The 20082-nt window shown below is 69.2% G+C and carries 15 protein-coding genes and 1 pseudogene; 7 read left to right on the top strand and 9 right to left on the bottom strand.

Going from position 1 to position 20082, the window contains the following annotated elements; all coding sequences use genetic code 11:
* Nucleotides 1–148 precede the first annotated feature (148 nt).
* From mdlC to ACIHAO_RS29410, 3 genes are all read right to left on the bottom strand, one after another.
* A complete protein-coding gene (gene mdlC / locus ACIHAO_RS29420) occupies nt 149–1732 on the bottom strand; it encodes a benzoylformate decarboxylase (protein WP_396563224.1) in 1584 nt (527 codons plus the stop codon).
* A gap of 89 nt (nt 1733–1821) precedes the next feature.
* Nucleotides 1822–2499 (bottom strand): copper homeostasis protein CutC, encoded by a 678-nt coding sequence (locus ACIHAO_RS29415; RefSeq protein WP_396563222.1) that lies wholly within the window; start codon nt 2497–2499, stop codon nt 1822–1824.
* 15 nt (nt 2500–2514) lie between these two features.
* On the bottom strand, nt 2515–5214 hold the full coding sequence (locus ACIHAO_RS29410; protein ID WP_396563220.1) for a nitrate- and nitrite sensing domain-containing protein: 2700 nt from the start codon (nt 5212–5214) through the stop codon (nt 2515–2517).
* A 191-nt stretch (nt 5215–5405) separates the two neighbouring features.
* Here ACIHAO_RS29410 and ACIHAO_RS29405 point away from each other — a divergent pair, with 191 nt between their 5' ends.
* The gene (locus ACIHAO_RS29405; protein ID WP_396563218.1) at nt 5406–6365 is read left to right on the top strand and encodes an ABC transporter substrate-binding protein; all 960 of its coding nucleotides are present in this window, start codon (nt 5406–5408) and stop codon (nt 6363–6365) included.
* 109 nt (nt 6366–6474) lie between these two features.
* On the opposite strand, the gene ACIHAO_RS29400 is transcribed toward ACIHAO_RS29405, so the two are convergent.
* Nucleotides 6475–7110: a hypothetical protein gene (locus tag ACIHAO_RS29400; protein ID WP_396563216.1), complete on the bottom strand. Its 636-nt coding sequence runs from the start codon at nt 7108–7110 to the stop codon at nt 6475–6477.
* An 85-nt stretch (nt 7111–7195) separates the two neighbouring features.
* Here ACIHAO_RS29400 and ACIHAO_RS29395 point away from each other — a divergent pair, with 85 nt between their 5' ends.
* From ACIHAO_RS29395 to ACIHAO_RS29385, 3 genes are all read left to right on the top strand, one after another.
* Complete coding sequence (locus ACIHAO_RS29395) at nt 7196–8842, top strand: DNA repair helicase XPB (RefSeq protein ID WP_125782122.1); 1647 nt, start codon at nt 7196–7198, stop codon at nt 8840–8842.
* Between the two features lie 421 nt (nt 8843–9263).
* Complete coding sequence (locus tag ACIHAO_RS29390; protein ID WP_396563214.1) at nt 9264–10019, top strand: DUF4253 domain-containing protein; 756 nt, start codon at nt 9264–9266, stop codon at nt 10017–10019.
* A 52-nt stretch (nt 10020–10071) separates the two neighbouring features.
* The gene (locus ACIHAO_RS29385; protein ID WP_396563212.1) at nt 10072–10887 is read left to right on the top strand and encodes a DUF72 domain-containing protein; all 816 of its coding nucleotides are present in this window, start codon (nt 10072–10074) and stop codon (nt 10885–10887) included.
* A 114-nt stretch (nt 10888–11001) separates the two neighbouring features.
* On the opposite strand, the gene ACIHAO_RS29380 is transcribed toward ACIHAO_RS29385, so the two are convergent.
* A complete protein-coding gene (locus ACIHAO_RS29380; RefSeq protein ID WP_396563210.1) occupies nt 11002–13824 on the bottom strand; it encodes an AfsR/SARP family transcriptional regulator in 2823 nt (940 codons plus the stop codon).
* Nucleotides 13825–13881: 57 nt separating this feature from the next.
* On the opposite strand from ACIHAO_RS29380, the gene ACIHAO_RS29375 reads away from it, so the two are divergent.
* Nucleotides 13882–14826, top strand: a complete 945-nt coding sequence (locus tag ACIHAO_RS29375; protein ID WP_396563208.1) for an o-succinylbenzoate synthase — start codon at nt 13882–13884, stop codon at nt 14824–14826.
* Between the two features lie 57 nt (nt 14827–14883).
* Here the strand turns inward: ACIHAO_RS29375 and ACIHAO_RS29370 are convergent, their stop codons facing one another.
* The 4 genes and pseudogenes from ACIHAO_RS29370 to ACIHAO_RS29355 form a co-directional block, all read right to left on the bottom strand.
* Complete coding sequence (locus tag ACIHAO_RS29370; protein WP_396563206.1) at nt 14884–15792, bottom strand: M23 family metallopeptidase; 909 nt, start codon at nt 15790–15792, stop codon at nt 14884–14886.
* Between the two features lie 157 nt (nt 15793–15949).
* Entirely contained in the window at nt 15950–16543 is a 594-nt protein-coding gene (locus ACIHAO_RS29365; protein WP_396563204.1) for a hypothetical protein, read from the bottom strand.
* Between the two features lie 79 nt (nt 16544–16622).
* Complete coding sequence (locus tag ACIHAO_RS29360; RefSeq protein ID WP_396563202.1) at nt 16623–17417, bottom strand: transporter substrate-binding domain-containing protein; 795 nt, start codon at nt 17415–17417, stop codon at nt 16623–16625.
* 58 nt (nt 17418–17475) lie between these two features.
* A pseudogene (locus ACIHAO_RS29355) lies at nt 17476–17562 on the bottom strand (DNA polymerase beta superfamily protein); the annotation flags it as partial.
* A 90-nt stretch (nt 17563–17652) separates the two neighbouring features.
* Between ACIHAO_RS29355 and ACIHAO_RS29350 the strand changes: the two are divergent.
* Together ACIHAO_RS29350 and ACIHAO_RS29345 are read left to right on the top strand one after the other, a co-directional pair.
* Nucleotides 17653–17865, top strand: a complete 213-nt coding sequence (locus ACIHAO_RS29350) for a PspC domain-containing protein (RefSeq protein ID WP_396563200.1) — start codon at nt 17653–17655, stop codon at nt 17863–17865.
* 146 nt (nt 17866–18011) lie between these two features.
* The gene (locus ACIHAO_RS29345; protein WP_396563198.1) at nt 18012–19709 is read left to right on the top strand and encodes a hypothetical protein; all 1698 of its coding nucleotides are present in this window, start codon (nt 18012–18014) and stop codon (nt 19707–19709) included.
* The last annotated feature ends 373 nt before the right edge of the window (nt 19710–20082 follow it).

Here is a 20082-nt window from a genome sequence, read left to right as displayed (position 1 = left end):
GCGCGCGGGCTTCATCATCTCCCCCCCCCCCCCCCCCCGCCGCGGGCGTGTTATCAACACACACCACAACAACTCCAACATCCGCTCTACCCCGCCCCCCCCCCACGCCTGCCTGCGCCTTTCATGTACTTCCAGCGGTCCCAGCGCCTCAGTACAGCGTGCGCGGGTTCGCGTCGATGCGGACGTGCACCAGATGCGGCCGCTCGTCCGGCAGCGCGGCTTCCAGCGTCGCCTTGAGGTCTTCGGCCTTCTCGACGACCGACGTTCCCAGCCCCAGGCTCTTCGCCAGCGCGGGGAAATCGATGCCGCCGAGGTCGACGCCCGGCACCTTCTCGCCGCCAGCGGCCTCGCCGAGGATGCGCACGGCGGCGTACTGCGAGTTGTCGAAGATCACGAACGTCACCGGCAGATGGTGCTGCGCCGCCGTCCACAGTGCCTGGACGCAGTACATGCTCGACCCGTCGCCGAGGATGGCGACAACCTTGCGGTCCGGCCGGGCCAGTGCGACACCGACGGCGGCGGGCAGGCCGTAGCCCAGGGTGCCGCTGGCGACGGTGAAGAAGCCCGAGTCGGTGGACTTGATCGGCAGGTGGTCGTGCAGTTCGTTGCGGTGGCTCGGGGTCTCTTCGACGACGATCGCGTTGTCCGGCAGGACCTCCGAGATCACCGAGTAGGCGAAGCCCGGCGTGATCGGGGTGACCGCGGCGGGCTTTTCCATCCGGGTGCGGGATTTCGGCGCCTCCCGCGGCGCGGCGCGCTCCAGCAGCGCGCGGATGGCGAGCTTCGGCGTCGCGCGGATGCCGGTGCCCGCCTCGGCCCTGGCGAGGACCTGCTCGTCGGGGTTGACCAGGAACAGCGGCGGCATCGAGATCTCCGACTCGCCGCGGTACACGTGGTAGATGAACGCCGGGGCGCCGATGACGACCACGAGGTCGTGGTCGATCAGCGCGCTCGCGAGCATTTTGCGTTCCGGCTGCAGGAAACCGAAGAACTGCGGATGGTCCTCGGGGAACGAGCAACGCGCCGCCATCGGCGACGCCCAGACGCCCGCGCCGACCTTCTCGGCCAGCTCGACGAGATCCGGTACGGCGCCCTCGTCGTCGACACCCGCACCGACCACGATCGCCGGATGCTCGGCGGCGTCCAAAGCGGACACCAATTCGTCCAAAGCGGACGGATCGGGCGCGAAACCGCGGATCGCCGGCCGGGAGACGATCGGTTTCGTGGTCTCGACGTCCCAGTCGTCCACAGGCACCGAGACGAACACCGGGCCCATGGGTGCCTGCGTCGCGACGTGATACGCCCGCGCCAGCGCCGCCGGGACGTCCTCGGCCCTCGCCGGTTCGCAGCTCCACTTCACGTACGGCTTGGGGAAGTTCGCCGCCTCGACGGCGCCGAGGAACGGATCGTCCGGCAGCAGCGACCTGGTCTGCTGGCCGGCGAGGATGATCAGCGGCGCGTTGTTGCGGTACGCGGTGAAGATGTGCCCGAGCGCGTGGCCGACCCCGCCGGCGGAGTGCAGGTTCACCAGTGTCGCCCGCCGCGTCGCCCGCGCGTACCCGTCGGCCATCGCGACGACGGACGCCTCGTGGAGCGCGAGCACGTAGGTGAAGTCGTCCGGCCACTCCGTCAGGAAGGCGATCTCGGTCGTGCCGGGATTGCCGAAAACGGTGGTCAGGCCCAGATCGCGCAGCAGTTCCCTGGTCGCGTCACGTACGGTGCGGGTAGCCATGGCCACACGGTATCTCGTCGGAACCCGATAGTTGAAGATGCAACCTCGTATCACCGTATGTGGTCTGGACCTGACCCCTCGCGCACGGCCTACTCCTTGACCAGAGCCGCCCACTCGCGAACGGCCGCGACGTCCACATCGGACTCCCAGCCGCCGGGACGGACCGCGCTGCCGATGTGGAACGCGTCGACTCCGCCCGCCCGCAGCAGATGCACCTGCTGCGCCCGCAGGCCGCCGCCGACCAGCAGCCGCGGCCCGTCCGGGCGGCGGGCGAGCCGCTGCAGCACCGAAAGTCCGTGCGCCACGCCGTGCGGATGCCCGGCCGCGAGCACCGTGTCGCAGCCGAGCGCCGCCAGCTGGTCGTAGGCGCGCAACGGGTCCCGCGCGCGGTCGATGGCGCGGTGGAAGGTCCACGGCAGCCCGTCGAGCTCCTTGACCAAGGTCTCGCAGGCGTCGACGTCGATTTCGCTTTCCAGGTCCAGGAAACCGAGCACGAACTCCCGCGCGCCCGCGTCGATCAGCCGCACGGCGTCCGCGCGCAGTCCGTCGAGATCGCCGGCGGCGAAGGACATGTTGTCGCGCAGCATGACCCGCACCGGGAGATCGGTGGCGGCGAGTACGTCGCGCAGCGTCCCGACCGACGGCGTGAGACCGTCGCTGGCCATGTCGCTGACCAGTTCGAGGCGATCGGCCCCGCCCTCCTGTGCGCGCTCCGCGTCCGCCGCGGTCAGCGCGATCACTTCCAGCAGGCCGGTTTTCGAACTCATGGACCTTCCAATTCGCTAAGCCGAGGGGTTGTCGTCACCCCTGGCGTGGCGACCGCGCCGGAAACCGCCTTGCAGGCTGGTCATCCGTTCGCGGACCGCTTCGGGGGAAAGTGAGAGTATCGGCCTCTCCCCTCGCGGCTTCTCCGGCCTGTCGTCCTGCGACCGGGCCTCGGGAACGACGGCGGGGAGCACCGGCCAGGTCTCCTCCGCCCCGTCCTCTTGTTCCAGCTCGGCGGGTGTCGGCCAAGCGGGTTCCGGCTCCGGCTTCGTTTCTTTCGGCACCAGAGCCTTCGGCCGCACCGGCTTCAGCGTCGGCTCGGTCGGCTCGTCCGGGTCCTGCGCGGGTTCCTCCCGCGCGGCGCTCTCCTCGGCCGCCTTCACCGGTTCGAACGAGGGCAAGGAAGGCGGGCCGGGTTCGGCGGGCGAAGGCCCTTCGCGCGGGCCGCCGTGGTCGAACCACTGCGAAAGCACGCTCTGGTACTTGGGCATCCGCTCGGTCGGCGAGTCCAGTTCGAGATGGTTGACGGCGTCGTCGTCCGAAGACGGCCACTCCGGCTGGGTTTCGCGTTCGACGACGGGAGCGCGCCGCAGCGGCCCGGGATCCAGCACCGGCGCGAACCGCGACTCCTCGACGCTCTCCTGTGGCTCGGGCAGCGGCGGGACTTCCAGCGGCGGCTCGGGTTCCGGCTCGGGAACGACGACGACGGGCGGGGGCTCCGGCAGCTGGGCGGGCTGGGGCGCTTCGACGATGAGCGCGGCGGGCACGACGACCACCGCGGTGATCCCGCCGCCGTCCGCCGACCGCAGACGGACGTCGATCCGGTGCCGGACGGCCAGTGTCGCGACCACGAACAGGCCCATCCGCCGCGAGACCTCGACGTCGACGTCCGGCGGGTTCGCCAGCCGCGTGTTGGTGCGGTCGATCTCCGCCTGCGGCATCCCGGCGCCGTGGTCGGTGATCTCGATCTGCCATTCGCCGCGTTCGGTCTCGTGCCCCTCGACCTGCACCATCGTGCTCCGGTCCGAATAGCGCGTCGCGTTCTCCAGCAGTTCGGAGACCACGTGCACGAGGTCGTTGACGGCCTCGCCGCGCACCGCGATCCGCGGCGCGGCGCCGAGTTCGATCCGCTGGTAGTGCTCGACCTCCGAGAGCGCGGCGCCGATGATCTCGTCGGCGACGACGGCGCCACCGTCCTCACGGACGACGTCGGTCCCGGAGAGCACCAGCAGGTTCTCGCTGTTGCGGCGCATCCGGGTCGCGAGGTGGTCGAGCTCGAAGAGCCCGGCGAGCGTGTCGGGATCCTGTTCGTCGGCCTCCATGCGGTCCAGCACGGACAGTTGCCGCTCGACCAGATCCTGGCTCCGCTGCGACAGGTTCACGAACATCGCGTTGATGTTCTCCCGCAGCATGGCCTGTTCCCCGGCGAGCCGGACGGCCTCGCCGTGCACCGCGTCGAACGCGCGCGCCACCTGGCCGAGTTCCTCGCGGCTGAACACCGGCACCGGCGCGACGGCCAGCCGTCGCCGCAGGTTCTCCGGCTGCGGTTCGGGATCGCTGAGCAGACCTTCGACGGCCGCCGGGAGCTGGTGTTCGGCGACCTGGAGCGCGCTGCGGCGCAGGATCCGCAGCGGCCGCAACAGCGAACGCGCGATGATCACCGAGAGCACCCCGGCGACGACCAGTACGCCGAGCACGATGCCGCCGTCCCAGATCGCGGACGTTCTCGCCTGTGCCGCGAGGGCGTCGGTGCGTTCCTGCAACTGGACGAGCAGCGCCTGCTGCACCTGGTGGGCCAGATTGACCGTGTAGGTGGCCGAGGTGTCCCACTGGTTCGGGTCCAGGCCGCCGAGCCCCTGATCGTTCTCGGCGCGGATGAGCGCCGACTCGACCATGTCGTTGCCGATGTCGACGATCAGGCCGATCACCGTGTCGTCGTACATCCGCTGCTGTTCGGGTGTCGCGAAGGTGCGGTAGTCGTTGCGGGCGGCGGCGAGTTCGGCCTCCGCGCCGAGCAGCGCGCGGGTGCGGTCGCGGTTGAGACCGCCCTGGGCGAGCGCGGCCGCCATGATCGCGCGCTTGACCGACATCTGGTCCTTGACCCGCGCGAGGGCGTTGCCCGCGAGGCGGAGCTTCCCCAGATCCGGATCGGACACGTCGGCGGCGGTGGCATCGCTGATGTCGAGCAGGCCGGAGATCAGTTCGCTGTAGGAACGAAGCACCGCGTCGGCGGGAAAAGCCGAGTGTTCCGCGGAAAACCGGAGTCCGGTGAGCACGCGGAGGCGGTCGCTGGTCAGTTGCAGACTCGTCGCGGCCTTGTCGCCGAGCCTGCTCTTGCTTTCGCCGAGGGTGCGGTCGAACGTGCCGATGGCCTCGTCGGCGCGCTTGCGCTGCTCGGTCAGTTCGGAGACGTCGCCCTTGCGATCGCCCGCGACGAACCGGACGGTGAGGTCTCGTTCACGCTGGAGCTGGTGCACGGCTTCGGCGACGGTGCTGTCGACCCGGCCGCGGGTGGCGAATTCGGCCAGCTGCCGGGCGTCACGCAGATCCGAGTTGACCCGGAGCCCGACGAGGGCGACCACCGCGAGCGCGGGGATCAGGAGCACCACGAAGAGCTTGGTCCGCAGGTGCCAGTTCCGGAGCCGCCACCGTCCGCCGACACGAGGATGCCGTTCCGCCGCGTCGCCCCCACGGGGACGCTTGTCGCGACGGGCCACCTGGTTTCCTTTTCCCACCACGGGACCCTTTCCCATGGCTGACATCGGGGACGAGAGCCCGAACCTACTGTAGAGTAACAAGGTTCGAGGACGATCGAAAGCCGCGCAATCCGGCGTCTCCCGCAGGCGATCGTATGGGGCACGGACCATACGATCCAGAAGGAGGAGCACATTCTCTCGGTAGGTGAGCGGTGACGAAGATGCGCGTCTTGGCGATTCCGCTGGTAGCGGCCCTGCTGGCGATCGCCGGTTGCGGAGTGTTTTCCGGTGGTGACGCAAGCACCGACGCGCCACTCGAACGGACGGAACTCCGCGTCGGCGTCGGAAGCCCCATCGACACGGCACCCCTGCGGGTCGCCGTCGCCGAAGGGAAGTTCACCGCCGCGGGCCTTTCCGTCACCCTCGTCGATGTTCCCGGCGACCAGGCGATCGGCAAGCTCGCCGCGGGCGAAGTCGACATCGCGTTCGCCAGCGACGTCTCGATCTTCCGCGCCGCCGCGGCCGGGACGCCACTGCAACTCCAGGGCGAGGCCTACACCGCCGGCCGCAACACCATGGCGCTCGTCACACTCCCCGGCTCCGACTACACCGAGCCGACGCTCAAGAAGTCACCGAAGATCGCGGTGAACATGCTCGACGACATCGGCGTGCTGGCCGCCCGCTCGGTCTTCGGGACCGCGGGCATCGACGTGACCCGGATCCAGTTCAAACAGCACCCGTTCGACCGGATGCCGCAGGCGTTGCAGGCGGGCGAAGTCGACGCCGCGTGGATGGTCGAGCCGTACATCACCAGGGCCGAGAAGGAACTCGGGGCGAGCATCCTCGCCGACGGCGCCCGCGGCGCGACCCTGGACTTCCCGATGTCGGCCTACGTCTCGTCGGGGGCCTTCGGCCAGGGCAACGCCCGCACGCTCGCGGTGTTCCGGAAGGTGCTCGGCGAGGCGCAGGTGCGAGCGGCCGACTCCGCCGTCGTCCGCGACGCGCTGCCGACGTTCTCCGACATCGACCGCACCACGGCTTCACTGATCTCGCTCGGGACCTACCCGGTCTCCCTCAACGGCATCCGGCTGCAACGCGTCGCCGATCTGATGCACAACTCGGGCATGATCGGCGCCCGGCTCGACGTGCAGGCGCTGGTGCCGCGGCCCTAGACCGATGCCGGATTCGGCGCGCCCAATGTGGCATTGGGGGCGCTGAGCGTCTCCAATGCCACATTGGGGGCGCCCATGCCTGGCTTGGAAAGCGATCGACGCCGCGTCTCTAGATGTTCTCCCCGGTCGGCCGCAGGCACACGGTGCGCTCGGGCGGCCCGGTGTAGTGCAGCGCCGTGTCGTCCGACGAGCACGCGCTCTCCGACGACCCCCGCGTCACGACGGCCCGCGCCTCCGCGCTGATGTCCGTGCAGCGCACCTTCGCGATCCGCGTCTCGTGCACGACGTCGCGCAGGCAGTCCCCGGTCTCGACGTTCAGCGCCAGGCAGAGCGTCTTCTGGGCCTTCTTGCTCGACGAACTCCCGTACAGCTCGAACTGGATGTAGTCGGCATCGCGGCAGTCGGACGAGCCCGTGCGCACCTCGTCGATGCGGAAGGTCGCACGGCTCGACGTGCAGCTGGCGGTCGTGTAGCTCTGGTTGCCGCCCGCCTCGTCGGTCAGGTACAGGCATTTGCCCGCCTCGACCTTGGCGTACCTGCTCGACTGCGAAATCCCCCAGGCGGCCAGGCTCCCCAGGCCCAGCGCGGCGACGACGCCGAGCACGATCGAAACCTTGGCGAGCACGCTCAGCGGTCGCGGCTTCGGGAACGGTGTCGGCGGTCCTGCCTCCGGCATCGGAGGCAGCGGCGCGGGCGCGTTGAACGGGTCGTACTCGGGCGTGCCGCCGGTCGGTGTTGTCGTCAAGGTCCCCTCCAGTCACCTGATACGCATCCTTGCACCAGCGATGCCGCGACGGGAGCCAGTGTGGCCGGAACGTATAAAGGACGATGTGACCGATGGCCCGCTGATCGTCCAATCCGACAAGACCGTGCTCCTCGAGGTCGACAACAGCCAGGCCGACGACGCGCGGATCGCCATCGCGCCGTTCGCCGAACTGGAACGCGCGCCCGAGCACGTCCACACCTACCGGATCACGCCGCTGGCGTTGTGGAACGCCCGTGCGGCAGGCCACGACGCCGAACAGGTCGTCGACGCGCTGACGTCCTACTCGCGGTTCCCCGTGCCGCAGCCGCTGCTCATCGACATCGTCGACACGATGGGCCGGTTCGGCCGGTTGCAGATCGCCAACCACCCGGCGCACGGCCTGGTCATGTCGACCATCGACCGCGCGGTACTGGAGGAGATCCTCCGGCACAAGAAGATCAGCCCGATGCTGGGCGCGCGCATCGACGAGGACACCGTCATCGTGCACCCGTCCGAACGCGGACGGCTGAAGCAGGCGCTGCTGAAGGTCGGCTGGCCCGCGGAGGACCTCGCGGGCTACGTCGACGGCGAAGCGCACCCGATCGAGCTGGCCGAGGTCGACTGGGAGCTGCGCGACTACCAGCGCAAGGCCGCCGAGGCGTTCTGGGCGGGCGGATCCGGCGTCGTCGTGCTGCCCTGTGGCGCCGGCAAGACGCTGGTCGGCGCCGCGGCCATGGCGCACGCGAAGGCGACCACGCTGATCCTGGTGACGAACACCGTCGCCGGACGGCAGTGGAAGCGGGAACTGATCGCGCGCACCTCGCTCACCGAGGAGGAGATCGGCGAATACTCCGGGGAGAAGAAGGAGATCCGGCCGGTCACCATCGCGACGTACCAGGTGGTCACGCGTAAGACCAAGGGCGAGTACCGGCACCTGGACCTGTTCGACTCGCGGGACTGGGGCCTGGTGGTCTACGACGAGGTCCACCTGCTGCCCGCGCCCGTGTTCCGGATGACCGCGGACCTCCAGTCGCGGCGGCGGCTCGGGCTGACCGCGACCCTGGTGCGCGAAGACGGGCGCGAAGGCGACGTCTTCTCCCTGATCGGCCCGAAGCGATACGACGTCCCCTGGCGCGACATCGAGGCGCAGGGCTGGATCGCGCCGGCGGAATGCACCGAGGTCCGGGTGACCCTGACCGACGCCGAGAGGCTCGCGTACGCGACCGCCGAGGCCGAGGAGCGGTACAAGCTGGCGGCGACCGCGGACACCAAGACCAAGGTGATCAAATCGCTGGTCGACCGGCATCCGGGCGAGCCGACGCTGGTCATCGGGGCCTACCTCGACCAACTGGAGATGATCGGCGACGAACTCGACGCGCCGGTGATCCAGGGCGCGACCCGGAACAAGGAACGCGAGGAACTGTTCGACGCGTTCCGGCGCGGTGAGATCAGGACGCTGGTCGTTTCGAAGGTCGCGAACTTCTCGATCGACCTGCCGGAGGCCTCGGTCGCGATCCAGATCTCCGGGACGTTCGGCTCGCGGCAGGAAGAGGCCCAGCGGCTCGGAAGGCTGCTGCGGCCCAAGGGCGACGGACGGCAGGCGCACTTCTACTCGGTCGTCTCGCGGGACACCGTCGACACGGAGTACGCGGCGCACCGGCAGCGATTCCTGGCCGAACAGGGCTACGCGTACCGGATCGTGGACGCGGACGACCTGCTCCGCCCCATGTAGGGACCCCGGGCCTGGCCTGCGGGAAGAGAGCAAGGGACCTTTGCTACCACTTCGCCCCGGCGGCCTCGAAGTCCGTGAGGGCCTCCTTCCCTACTTTGAGGGTAGGCAAGGAGGCCCTCACGGACTTGGGCGGACGCGAAGGGCGAGTTCCCCCGGCTGAGCCGAGGCAAGGGGGCCTTCACGCGCACCCTCTCTAACCGTGCGGCTGTCCGTGAAGGCCTCCTTGAGGGACTCTGGGTCCCTCAAGGTGGCCTTCACGGACATGCGAGTCCACTGTGGACACTCTCTCTGTGGCCGCTGTGACACCAGGGACGCATGAGGCGACAGCCGCGACATCCCGCAAACGGGGTATCGAAAACTGTCGGTGCTTCGAACTAGTGTTCGGGTAGAGTTGACCGAACACCAGTTCGAGGGGAAGCCGATGACGATCGCACCGTTCCGCCCGGGTACGCCGCCCGTCCAGACCCTGCCGCCCGGCCGGTGGCACGGCCGGATCTGGGTTTCGGATCTGCCTTTGGCCAGGCCGGAGCGCTACACCGGCTGCGTCGCGGAGTTCGACCGCTCCGGGCTGTGGCCGGTGTTGATCCCGCACGACCAGCGTTTCGCGGCCAACGGCGAGGACTGGATCGACGACCGCGGCAGGCTCGCTCCCGCCGATCACCGGATCTCCTCGGTGGATCCGGCGGAGGTGCTGGCCCGCTGGTGGGACACGTCGTGCTGCGACGGCGCCTGCCTGCGCCCGTTCGGCGCGAAGTTCCCCGGTCTGGCGCGCCGTCCGGCGCGCCGGGCGGATCCGCTGGCCGAGGCGGGAAACACCGGCTCGATCCTCGCCGCGCGCGGGCAGCATCGGCTGGCGCTGGTGCAGACCGAGCGGCCCGCCGACATCCCGGCGATCCTCGGCTGGACGGGCATGATCAAGGCGACGGATCAGGTCCACGAGCTGTCCGCGGTCCTGCGGAGCTGGGAAGACCGGTTCGGCGCGACGCTCACGGTGCTGGGCTTCGATTCGATGGAGCTGTCGGTGGCCGCGCCGCCGCGCACCCAGGGCCGCGCGCTCACCGTCGCCGCCGAGCACCGTTCGTTCTGCCTGCCCGCGTTCGCCGGTCAGCCGGGCAATCTGCGCGAGTTCGCTTCCAGTCTGGTCCAGACCCGCAGGTGGCGGTTCTCGTGGGCGTGAGGGCGCGTTTGCGCGCGCGGGAGAGGGGGAATCAGGGCAACGCGGGAAGGCGGTGATCGACGTCGCGGAGCTGAGGATCGGCACTTCGGGCTGGCGCTACCCACCGTGGCGCGGGGACTTCTACCCCCGCGGCCTGGTGCAGCGGCGCGAGCTGGAATACCTGTCGTCCCGGATGAACTCGGCGGAGATCAACGGCTCGTTCTACTCGCTGCAACGTCCCGAGCGGTACCGGGCGTGGGCCGAGCAGACACCGGACGACTTCGTCTTCGCCGTCAAGGGCGGCCGCTTCATCACACATATGAAGCAGCTGCGTGACGTCGAGACGCCGCTGGCGAACTTCTTCGCGTCCGGGGTGCTGGCGCTCGGCCGGAAACTGGGTCCGTTCCTCTGGCAGCTGCCGCCGCGGCTGGCGTTCGACGCCGGGCGGGTCGAGGGGTTCTTCGAGTTGTTGCCGCGCACCAGTCACGCCGCCGTCGAGCTCGCGCACAAGCACGACGACAAGCTGAAGGCGGAACCGCACACCGATCCGAAGCCTCGCCGGAAGCTCCGGCACGCCGTCGAGGTACGGCATCCGAGCTTCGCCGAGCCCGAAAGCCTCGCACTGTTCCGGAAACACGGCATCGCGCTCGTGGTCGCCGACACCGCGGGCAAGTTCCCGTTCATCGACGAGATGACGAGCGACGAGTTCGCGTACGTCCGTCTGCACGGCGACGAGGAACTGTACGTCAGCGGGTACAGCGACAAAGTCTTGAAGCAGTGGGCGCGGAAGATCAAGGGCTGGGGCCGCGACACGTACGTCTACTTCGACAACGACGTCAAGGTCGAGGCGCCGAAGAACGCGATCGCCCTCGCGGAACTCCTGGCTTGACCGCGCACGCTGCACAGTCAGCGCGCAGTGAGCGGTGTCCTGTTAGGTGACATCTGAGGTCACGGGCGTACTCGCGTGCTGCGACTGGGGGTCGGCACGCCGGTCGCCCGTGCCTCACTCCGCCTTGACCGCGTCGCCCACGAGCGAGGCCAGCTTCGTGCGGACGTCCTCGGCGTCCGGATGCGACAGTTCGGTCAGCACCCGGACAGAACGCAGCCAGCATTCGCGCGCCGCCGGAGGATCACCGCGCCGCAGATGGATTCCGCCGAGCTGCGCCAGCACGTCGGCCGCCTCGTAGAGCTCGCCGTGGGCGAAGAACATCTCGACGGCCTGCCGCATGCAGGCGATGCCCTCGTCGCCACGGCCGAGCCCGACGAGCGCGATGCCCTTGGTGTGCAGGGTGAAGCGGGCTTCGTCGGGGAGCGCGTGCGCCTCCAGCGCCAAGGCCTGATCGGCGAAGTCGAGGGACTGCTCGAAGCGGCCGGCCTGGGCGCAGATGTCGCCGAGCGCCTGCAGCGCGCTGGCCTCCATGCCGGCGCCGACGTTGCTTTCCCGGATGAGCCGCAACGCGCGCATCCCGTATTCCCAGGCCGTGTCGGGGTCCTGGCTGGCCAGCGTGAGGTTGTAGAGGGCCCGCGCCTCGCCTTGCCGGTCGCCGACCTGCCGCTGCAGTTCGACGACCTGCTTCAGGTAGGCGATGCTGTCCTCGTATTGGCGGGCGACCCCGCACGCCACTCCGAGTCCACTGAGCATCGCGGCCTCACCGGAGCGGTCCCCCATGTCGCGGGCGGCGCGGAGCGCCACGCCGAACACCGAACGCCAGTCCTCCAGCCGGGACCGCACGATGAAGTACGACTGCAACAGCCACGCCAGCTGCCAGCACTCCCGGTACCGCCGCTCCCGGTACGCGATGTTGACCGCGGCGATGAGGTTTCCGGCTTCCTCGTCGAACCAGTCGAGCGCCTGTTCGTAGTGCCCGAACTTCAGCCCGGCGCCGTCGAATCGCTCCGGTTCGACGAGCCGGTAGTGCCGGTCCGAGCGCAGAAGCCGCGACGCGTTCAGCGCCGAAGCGAGCGACGCGTGGAGCAGCCTGTCCAGCACGCCCTTCCGCGCTTCGGGTCCGTCGAGTTCCGCCGAGAGTTCGGCCGCGTACGCGCGGATGAGGTCGTGGAACTGGTACCGGCCGGGCCGGGACCGCGCGATCAGGTGCGCGGAGGCCAGTTTCGCCAGATCCTCGTGCGCTTCCGCGATGTCGACCCCGGCCACCGCCGCGGCCGCGGCGGCGCTGAAGTCGCCGCCGGTGGGCAGGCCGAGCAGCCGCAGCATCCGCGCGGCTCGTTCGTCGAGCGCCCGGTACGAGTACGAGAAGACGGCCCGGATGTTCGTCTCGTCGCCGTCGGCGAGGTCGAACGAGCCCAGCCTGTCCTGTTCGGCTTCGAGCAGCCGGACGAACTCCCGCAGCGGGAGGTCCGGGAACTGCGCCGCCCGCACGGCGAGGATCCGGATGGCCAGCGGCAGCCCGCCGCAGTACCGGACGAACCGTTCGGTGGCCTCGGGGTCTTCGGTGACCCTCTCCAGCCCGATCGTCGAAGCGACGAGGGCGATCGCGTCCTCGTCCGGCAGCTCCCCCAGCGCGACGCGGCGCGCGCCATGGGTCGCCACGAGCGCCTGCAACTGCCAGCGGCTGGTCACCAGCACCAGGCAGCCGGGGCCGGGCAGCAGCGGCCGGATCTGTTCGGTGCTCGCGGCGTTGTCGAGCAGGATCAGCATCCGGCGGCCCGCGCTGTGGGTGCGCCAGGTGGCGGCGCGGCCGTCGGCGCCGGCGGGGATCCGGTCGGCGGGGACACCGACGGAGACGAGCATGGTTTCGAGCGCGGCGGCGGCTTCGACCGGCTCGCCGGGACCGTATCCGCGCAGGTTGAGGTACACCTGTCCGCCGGGGAAGCGATCGCCGACCTCGTGCGCGAAATGGATGGCGAGGGTCGTCTTGCCGATGCCGCCCATCCCCTCGATCGACGCGATGGACGTCGACCGCTCGGTGTCCAGTGCTTCCGGGACGAGTTCGTGCAGCGCCTTGAGGTCGCGCTGCCGCCCGGAGAACACCCGCAGATCCGCCGGGAGCTGACGCGGGATCAGTGGTTCGGAGCCGAGCCGGTACCGCGTCAGCTCGGAGTCCAATGTGGTCTCGCCGGACTCTTCGCCGGTCAGGATCGCCTGGTGCGCCCGCCGCAGCGACGCGCCGGGGTCAAGGCCGAGCTCTTCGGCCAGCACCGCGCCGATCCGGCGGTAGACGTTCAGCGCCTCGGCCTGCCTGCCGGAGCGGTAGAGCGCGATCATCAGCTGCTCGTGCAGCCGCTCCCGCAGCGGGTTCTCGCGGCACAACCTGGTCAGCTCGGGGACGACGGTGGCGTGATCGCCGAGGGCGATGAGCGCGTCGGCCCACTGCTCGCGGACGCGTAGCCGCTCTTCGCCCAGCTGGTCGGCTTCGTCCCGAAGCAGCGCTTCGGAGTGGACGTTCTGCAGCGCCGGGCCGCGCCATTCGGCCAGCGCGGCGGCGAACCGGTCCGCGGCGCGACGCGGATCGCCGTCTCCCGCGGCCCGTACTCCCTCCGCGGCGAGCGCGCGGAAGCGGGCGAGGTCGAGCAGGCTTTCGTCGAGTTCGAGCAGGTAGCCGCCGCGTTCGGTGCGGATGGTGACCTCGTCGCCGAGCGCGCGGCGGACCCGCAGGATGTAGGTCTGCAGGGCTCCCTTGGACCGCCGCCGGTCGTCCGGCCACAGCCAGCGGCCCAGTTCCTCGACCGGCACCACCGTGTTCGCGCGCAGCAACAGGCCTGCCAGCACGATGAGCGGCCTGCTGCCGCCCAACGGAACCGGCAGCCCGTCGGCCGTGACCTCGGTGGGCCCCAGCACGCGAAAGTCGAGTGCCACGTCGCTCATTCTGTCCGTTGTCGCGTGAATCGGCACAGGATTCCAGCGGTGGCATGATCGGTGCCGATGGACGTCTACGCGATTCCCCTGCGCACCCGGTTCCGCGGCATCACCGTCCGTGAAGGCCTGCTGCTCCGCGGCGACGCGGGCTGGGGCGAGTTCTGCCCGTTCTCCGACTACTCCGACGCCGAAAGCGCGCCGTGGCTGGCCTCCGCGCTGGAGGCGAGCGAACGCGGATGGCCGTCGCCGGTGCGGGAGAGCGTCGAAGTGAACGCGACCGTCCCGGTGGTGTCGGCGGAGAAGGCGTACGAACTCGTGTCGGCGTCGGGCTGTCGCACGGCGAAGGTGAAGGTCGCCGATCCGCGGGTGAGCCTCGCCGAGGATTGCGCCCGGGTGGAGGCGGTGCGAGCCGCGCTGGGCCCGCGGGGCGCGGTTCGCGTCGACGCGAACATGGCCTGGGATGTGGACACCGCGGTCAAGGCCATCGGCGAACTGGACCGCGCGGCGGGCGGGCTCGAATACGTCGAGCAGCCGTGCCCGTCGATCGAAGAACTGGCGGACGTCCGGCGCCGGGTCGGCGTGCGGATCGCCGCGGACGAATCGATCCGCCGGGCCGAAGACCCGCTCAAGGTGGCCGTCGCCGGGGCGGCCGACATCGCCGTGCTGAAGGTCGCGCCGCTGGGCGGGGTCCGGCGCGCGCTGGAGGTCGCCGAAGCCTGCGGCCTGCCGTGCGTGGTGTCCTCCGCCGTCGAGACGAGCGTCGGGCTCGCCGCCGGGCTGGCGCTCGCGGGCGCACTGCCCACTTTGGACTTCGCTTGCGGGCTGGGCACGATGTCCTTGCTGACCGGGGACGTCTGCGGCGCTTCACTGTCCCCTGTGGACGGACGACTGCCGGTGCCGCTCCAGGCTCCCGCCCCGGACCTGTTCGCCGAGCACGCCGCCGCTCCGGAAGTCCGCGCGGCCTGGGAAGCCCGCTTCACCCGCGTCCGCGCCCACCTTCAAGTGTCATGAAAGGGTCGTTCAGGACAAAAGATGTCCTGAACGACCCTTTCATGACACTTCAGAGAGTCAGCCGCAGTGCTCCAGCGGAGACTCGTAGCTGGTGGACCCGGCCGAGCCGCCCCACTTGACGCACTTCGCGCCGGCGGCCGCGCTCACCGGACCCGCGTAGTACTCGAAGCTGCCGGAATCACTCTTGCGCGCCGAACCCTCCACTTCGAGGAAGGCCGAAACCGCGCTGCCCGTGCCGACCGAGGTGGACTTGATGGTGGTGACACAGTTGTTCTTGGTCGTGCCGTTGTACAGCAGGTACGTCGTCGCCGCGCTGCCGAGTGCCTGCGAGTCGATGACCTTGTAACCGTCGCCGCACACCTCGACGGCGTCGTACGGGTTGGGGTTCCCGTTGCCGCTGCAGGTGTTCTTGGAGGTGACGTTGGCGTTGGGGTAGCCGAACTTCACCCCGTTGAAGTACGCGGGCTTGATGTTGCTCGGCCACGACGAGTCGTTGGTGCGGACTTCGTAGTGCAGGTGGGGGCTGATGTTGTTGCCCGGCTTGGAGGTGTTGCCGACCTCGCCGATCTTCTGCCCCTGCGCGACCTGCGCGTTCAGCGCGACCGTGCGGACCTTCAGATGCGCGTAGTAGGTCGACCATCCCCCACCGTGGTCGATCTTCACCAGGTTGCCGAAGCCGTTCTCCGAACCCTGGTGCGCCGAGATGACGACCTTGCCCGCCGCGGCCGCGACCACGGTGTCGCCGAGGTCCGCCCCCGCCGAGCTGCCGCGGTTGAAGTCGATTTCGTAGGCGCGGTGCGCGCTGCTGTTGTCGTTGTCGCCGTTCCACACCTGGTTGCAGGGGAACGGGAGCTGGAAGTTGGGGCGCGGTCCGACGGCGGCCTCGGCCGACGTCGCGGTGATCGCCAGCCCGGCCATGCCAAGCAAGGCGGTGGCGGCCGCCGTGACCACTCGTCTGAATCTCATCGGATGTCCTTTCTCGGCGTTTCGTGAGAAGCGTCCCGAAAGGGCGTACAAGTGAGATACAAACGACCACGAGCCCTCCTGACCGAGGGGACCAGGAGGACTCGCGCCGCCTCCGCACCGGATCCGTCCGCGTCTTCCCCGTTCCGGTGCGGGTGTCTCAGCCGACCCGCTCGATGGTGGCCCGGCGGATCAGGAACTTCCCGGGTTCGCGGACCTGTTCGAAGGCCGCGTTGTTCAGCAGCGCGCAACTGCCGGAAACGCCGGTGACCTCGACGGTCGTGGACTTGTCGTTGTCCAGGTTCGTCACTTTCAGTTTGGTGCCCGCCGGGAACTCGCCGCTGGACGCGGCGGGCGCGCCGCCCTCGCCGGACAGCGTCACCGTGGAACCCGGGCAAACGACTTCGCCTTCGCCCGCCATGGCTTCGTCCGTCCCGGCGCCCTGCTCTTGCTCGCCGACGTCCGCGAGCACCTCTTCGGTACAACCCGCGGCTTCGCGGCGTTGCTGGATGAGGTCGACGACGGCCTGCCGGTTCGCGATCCGCGCCGCGGAGACTGCGTCGGGATCCGCCTGCTGGCCCGCGATGAAATCGAGGTTGCTGCGCAGCGCGGTGTCCAGTCCCTGACAGCTTTCCGCGGCTTGCCCGTCCGGAGTGCTGAGCGCGAACATCGCCGCGGCGATGGCGGCCACCCCGAGAACGGACGCGATGCCGATCGTCGCACGCTTGCGGTGTTTCCCGGCGCTGTTCATCATCGGTGTCTTCCTCCGGTCTGAGTCCTCCTCACCCACATCCAGGGATACGGATGGGTAACGGAAGTGGTTCAAACCGGTTTCAGCCGAGCCAGGGTTTCGCGATGCGCGCGTAGGTGCCGTCGTTCAACGCGAGGTGCAGCCACTGGTCGGCCCACTCCTTGAACACGACGTCGCGCGGCAGCAGGTACGCCTTCTCGGAGAAGGTGAACGGCCGGTCGGGATGCACCGCGCACAGCCGCGGATCCTGCTTCGCCTGCCAACGGGTTTCGGTCGCGTCGGTGATCATCAGGTCAGCGCGGCCCGCCAGGATCTCGGCGAAGATCGTGTTGTTGTCCGGATGCCGCACGATGGTCGCGCGCTTGAGGTTCGAGTCGGCGAACTGTTCGTTGGTGCCACCGGGGTTCACGACGACACGGACGCCCGACTGATCGATCTGCTCCACGGTCTGGAACCGCTTTTCGTTCTCGCACAAGGTGATCGGCGTCTTGCCGTCCCGAAGATAGGGAACGGTGTAGAAGCCCTTCTTCGCGCGGTCCAAGGTCACCGACACGCCACCCATCGCCAGGTCGCATTTCCGCCCGACGTCGTCGGCGATCGCCTTCCACGTGGTCTGGACCAGTTGGAGCCGGACGGCGAGCCGCTTCGCGAGGTCGCCCGCGAGGTCAATGTCGATCCCGCTCCACACGCCCGCGGCGTCGCGATGGGTGAACGGGCGATAGTCCCCCGTCGAACACACGCGGAGCTCGCCGCGGGCCTGCACGACGTCGAGCCTGCTTCGCGCGCCATGACCTTCGGGCGCGGCGCCGGCCGTGCCGATTCCCAGCACGGTCAGCACCGCGACTCCGAAGATGAGTGCTTTCGCCTTGATCGTCATCAAGGCATCTTCCACGCCCTGAGGTAGGTCCGCACGAGCTCGTCTCCGGCAACAGGACGGTCGGGTTCCCCTTGACCGCCAGGCGCAGCCATTTGCGCAGCGAGTAGACGATCAGGTCCAGGTCGCCGGGACCGGACACCTTCATCCTTTTCGTGCCCCTCAGGGTCGGATTCCAGGGTCGGGTCGGGGCCGTTCCCCGATGTGCCGGGGGTCGTCCCGGGGCGAACATGGAGCCATGACGAACAGCGTGGCCACCAAGAAGCTCCACCGCAGCCGTACCGACAAGATGCTCGCGGGCGTCGCCGGCGGCTGGGCCGCCTATCTCGGCGTCGACGCGGCGATCCTGCGCATCGCCCTCGTGGCGAGCGTCTTCTTCACCGCCGGATTCGCGATCCCGGTCTACGCCGCCGCGTGGTTACTGACTCCGGAGCAGCCCGGCGAATCCTGAGCGAGGGGGCAAGGGGGACGAGGTGAAGAGCCCGGACAGGGGGATGTCCGGGCTTTTCGCTTTTCCTCCGGTTCGGCCGCGCGATCGCCCCTTCGCCGTTACACTCTCCATGACTTTGTCACAGGGAGCGGGAAGCGGGGGCCTCCATGGCCGGCAAGTATCTGACCCTCAGCGAGTACAAGAGGATGCTCGACAGCGCGCTGGACGACCTCCTCAAGGCGCTCACCAAGCGCTGGATGGAAGACGCCGTCGACGCCATGATGAACCTCTCGACCACCGTCCCGTGCTCGGCGGAGCCCTGGGCCTGGCAGTGGCCCGCCGAATCGTACGGTCACCTGTCCGGCGCCGACGACATCTGCGGATACCTGACCTGGGTCATGGACGGCATGCTCGGCCATTACAAGGACGTCCACTGCCAGGGCTGGAATCCGCAGACCCAGAAGTACGTCGAATGCCATGTCGAACGGAATCTGGCGCAGATCGAGCGGCTGGCCTGGAACCGGCGGCAGGAAGTCGCCAAGTTCGTGCCGCAGCTGGAAGGGCCTGACCTCACGAAGCTGGAGACCGCCCACAACACGTTCCTGAACGTCGCGGGCAACCTCGGCTTCCAGGACAAGAACGGGCGGGTGACCGAACTGCTCGGGCAGGGCGAGGTCGTCCGGAACGTCGAGTGGCTGGACGGTACGACCAGCTCGACCGAGGAATGGTTCATCGAGTGGACCGGGCTCGCCGCGAAGGCCTTCAGAGCCGGATTCTTCGCCTCGATCGCGCCGACCATCCTGAACCAGGCACTCATCCTCGCCAGCCTGTCCACGCTGTACTCCACGCGTGCCACGACGATCCAGGTGACCCGGCTCAACATCATCAAACGACTCAACTGGGCCACCAAGAAACTGGACGAGAAGGTCACTCTCACGATCTCCACCGCGGACGCGATCCTGGAGAAGCTCGATCGGGCGCAGGCGATCCACGGGATCGTGAGCAATCTGCTGTCCGCGGGGGCGAAGCTCAGCAAGGTCGTGGGCTCCGTCAACGAAGCGGGCGGGAAGGTCCTCGGCCCGGTCGGCGCCGTCCTCACCCTGGCAGGCTTCGTCGGCGCGGCCCTCAAGAGCCACACCGTCGAGCAGGACGCCATGTCCCTCCAGGACATCCTGCAGAAGCTCACCACCTCGATCCAGGACGAACACAACGCGTTGAGCGGCCTCGAAGACGACTTCGGCGGGGACGTGCTGGCGCTGCAGAAGGCGATCGCGGGGGTGCACAGCTACAACCTCGAGCTCTACGACCTCACCGCGAACACGCTGCCGAACCAGACCGACCGCGCGAAGTACAAGGGGATCAGGGTCGAGGTCCACTTCCTCCTGAGGGTGGCGCAAACCTGCTTCGAAGCGGCCGAAGCCTATTCGGCACAACTGCGGATCCTCGCCGGGGCCGATATCGCCGACCGGCACCTCGCGGGCCGTGACTCGCAAACGTGCACGGGTGACGACACGACCTTGGAAATCCGCGACGCCGTCGAACAGTTCATGAGGACGAGCTGTGCTCGCTTCATCCTCGCCGGTGAACAGCTCAGGAAGGCGGCCGAAGCCTACGCGAAAACGGACGGCGAGCTTTCCGACGATCTCAAGAAACTGTTCGCCGACTGGGAAAGCGCCAACAAGGACCGGAAGAAGATCGACCCCAATCCCGAGACCGTGCAAACGGAGGGCGCGGCCGGGGAGGCGGGCAAAACCGACCGTACGGGCCTCGAACCAAGGAAGGCTTCGGAGCCGAACGCCATCGACCCGTACGAGAAGGACCGCCGTCAGCAAGGCGGCAAGTACCTGGTGGACGGGCAACGGTAAGGCACGTACCGCCGGGTGCGCGGGTGGCGATGTCGCGTGACTGGAGGGACGACACACGTGATCAGGCGGACGACACGGGTGTTCAGGCGGACGCCTCACGACTGAGCACGGTCACGCGTGTGTCGTCCGTCCAGACACGTGTGGTGTCCATCGGATCACGCGAAACCACCGACTTGGGGTGGGCTCGTGAGCGGTAAGGACGGTTGAGGGGTAAGTCAAACGAGGCGTGGGGGGGGGGGGGGGGGGGGGGGGGGGCGGGGGGGGGGGGTGCGGGGGGGGGGGGGGGGGGGCCCGCCGGAAGCGCGGGGGGGGGGGCGCCGGCCCGGCCTGGGGGCGAAACAGCGCGGGCGCGCGGCGGCGCCCGCCGGGGAGG

It is taken from the genome of Amycolatopsis sp. NPDC052450, assembly GCF_044547565.1.
GTDB lineage: Bacteria > Actinomycetota > Actinomycetes > Mycobacteriales > Pseudonocardiaceae > Amycolatopsis.
Note: the sequence above shows the minus strand (reverse complement) of the source record. Positions and strands in the feature narration are given on the sequence as shown.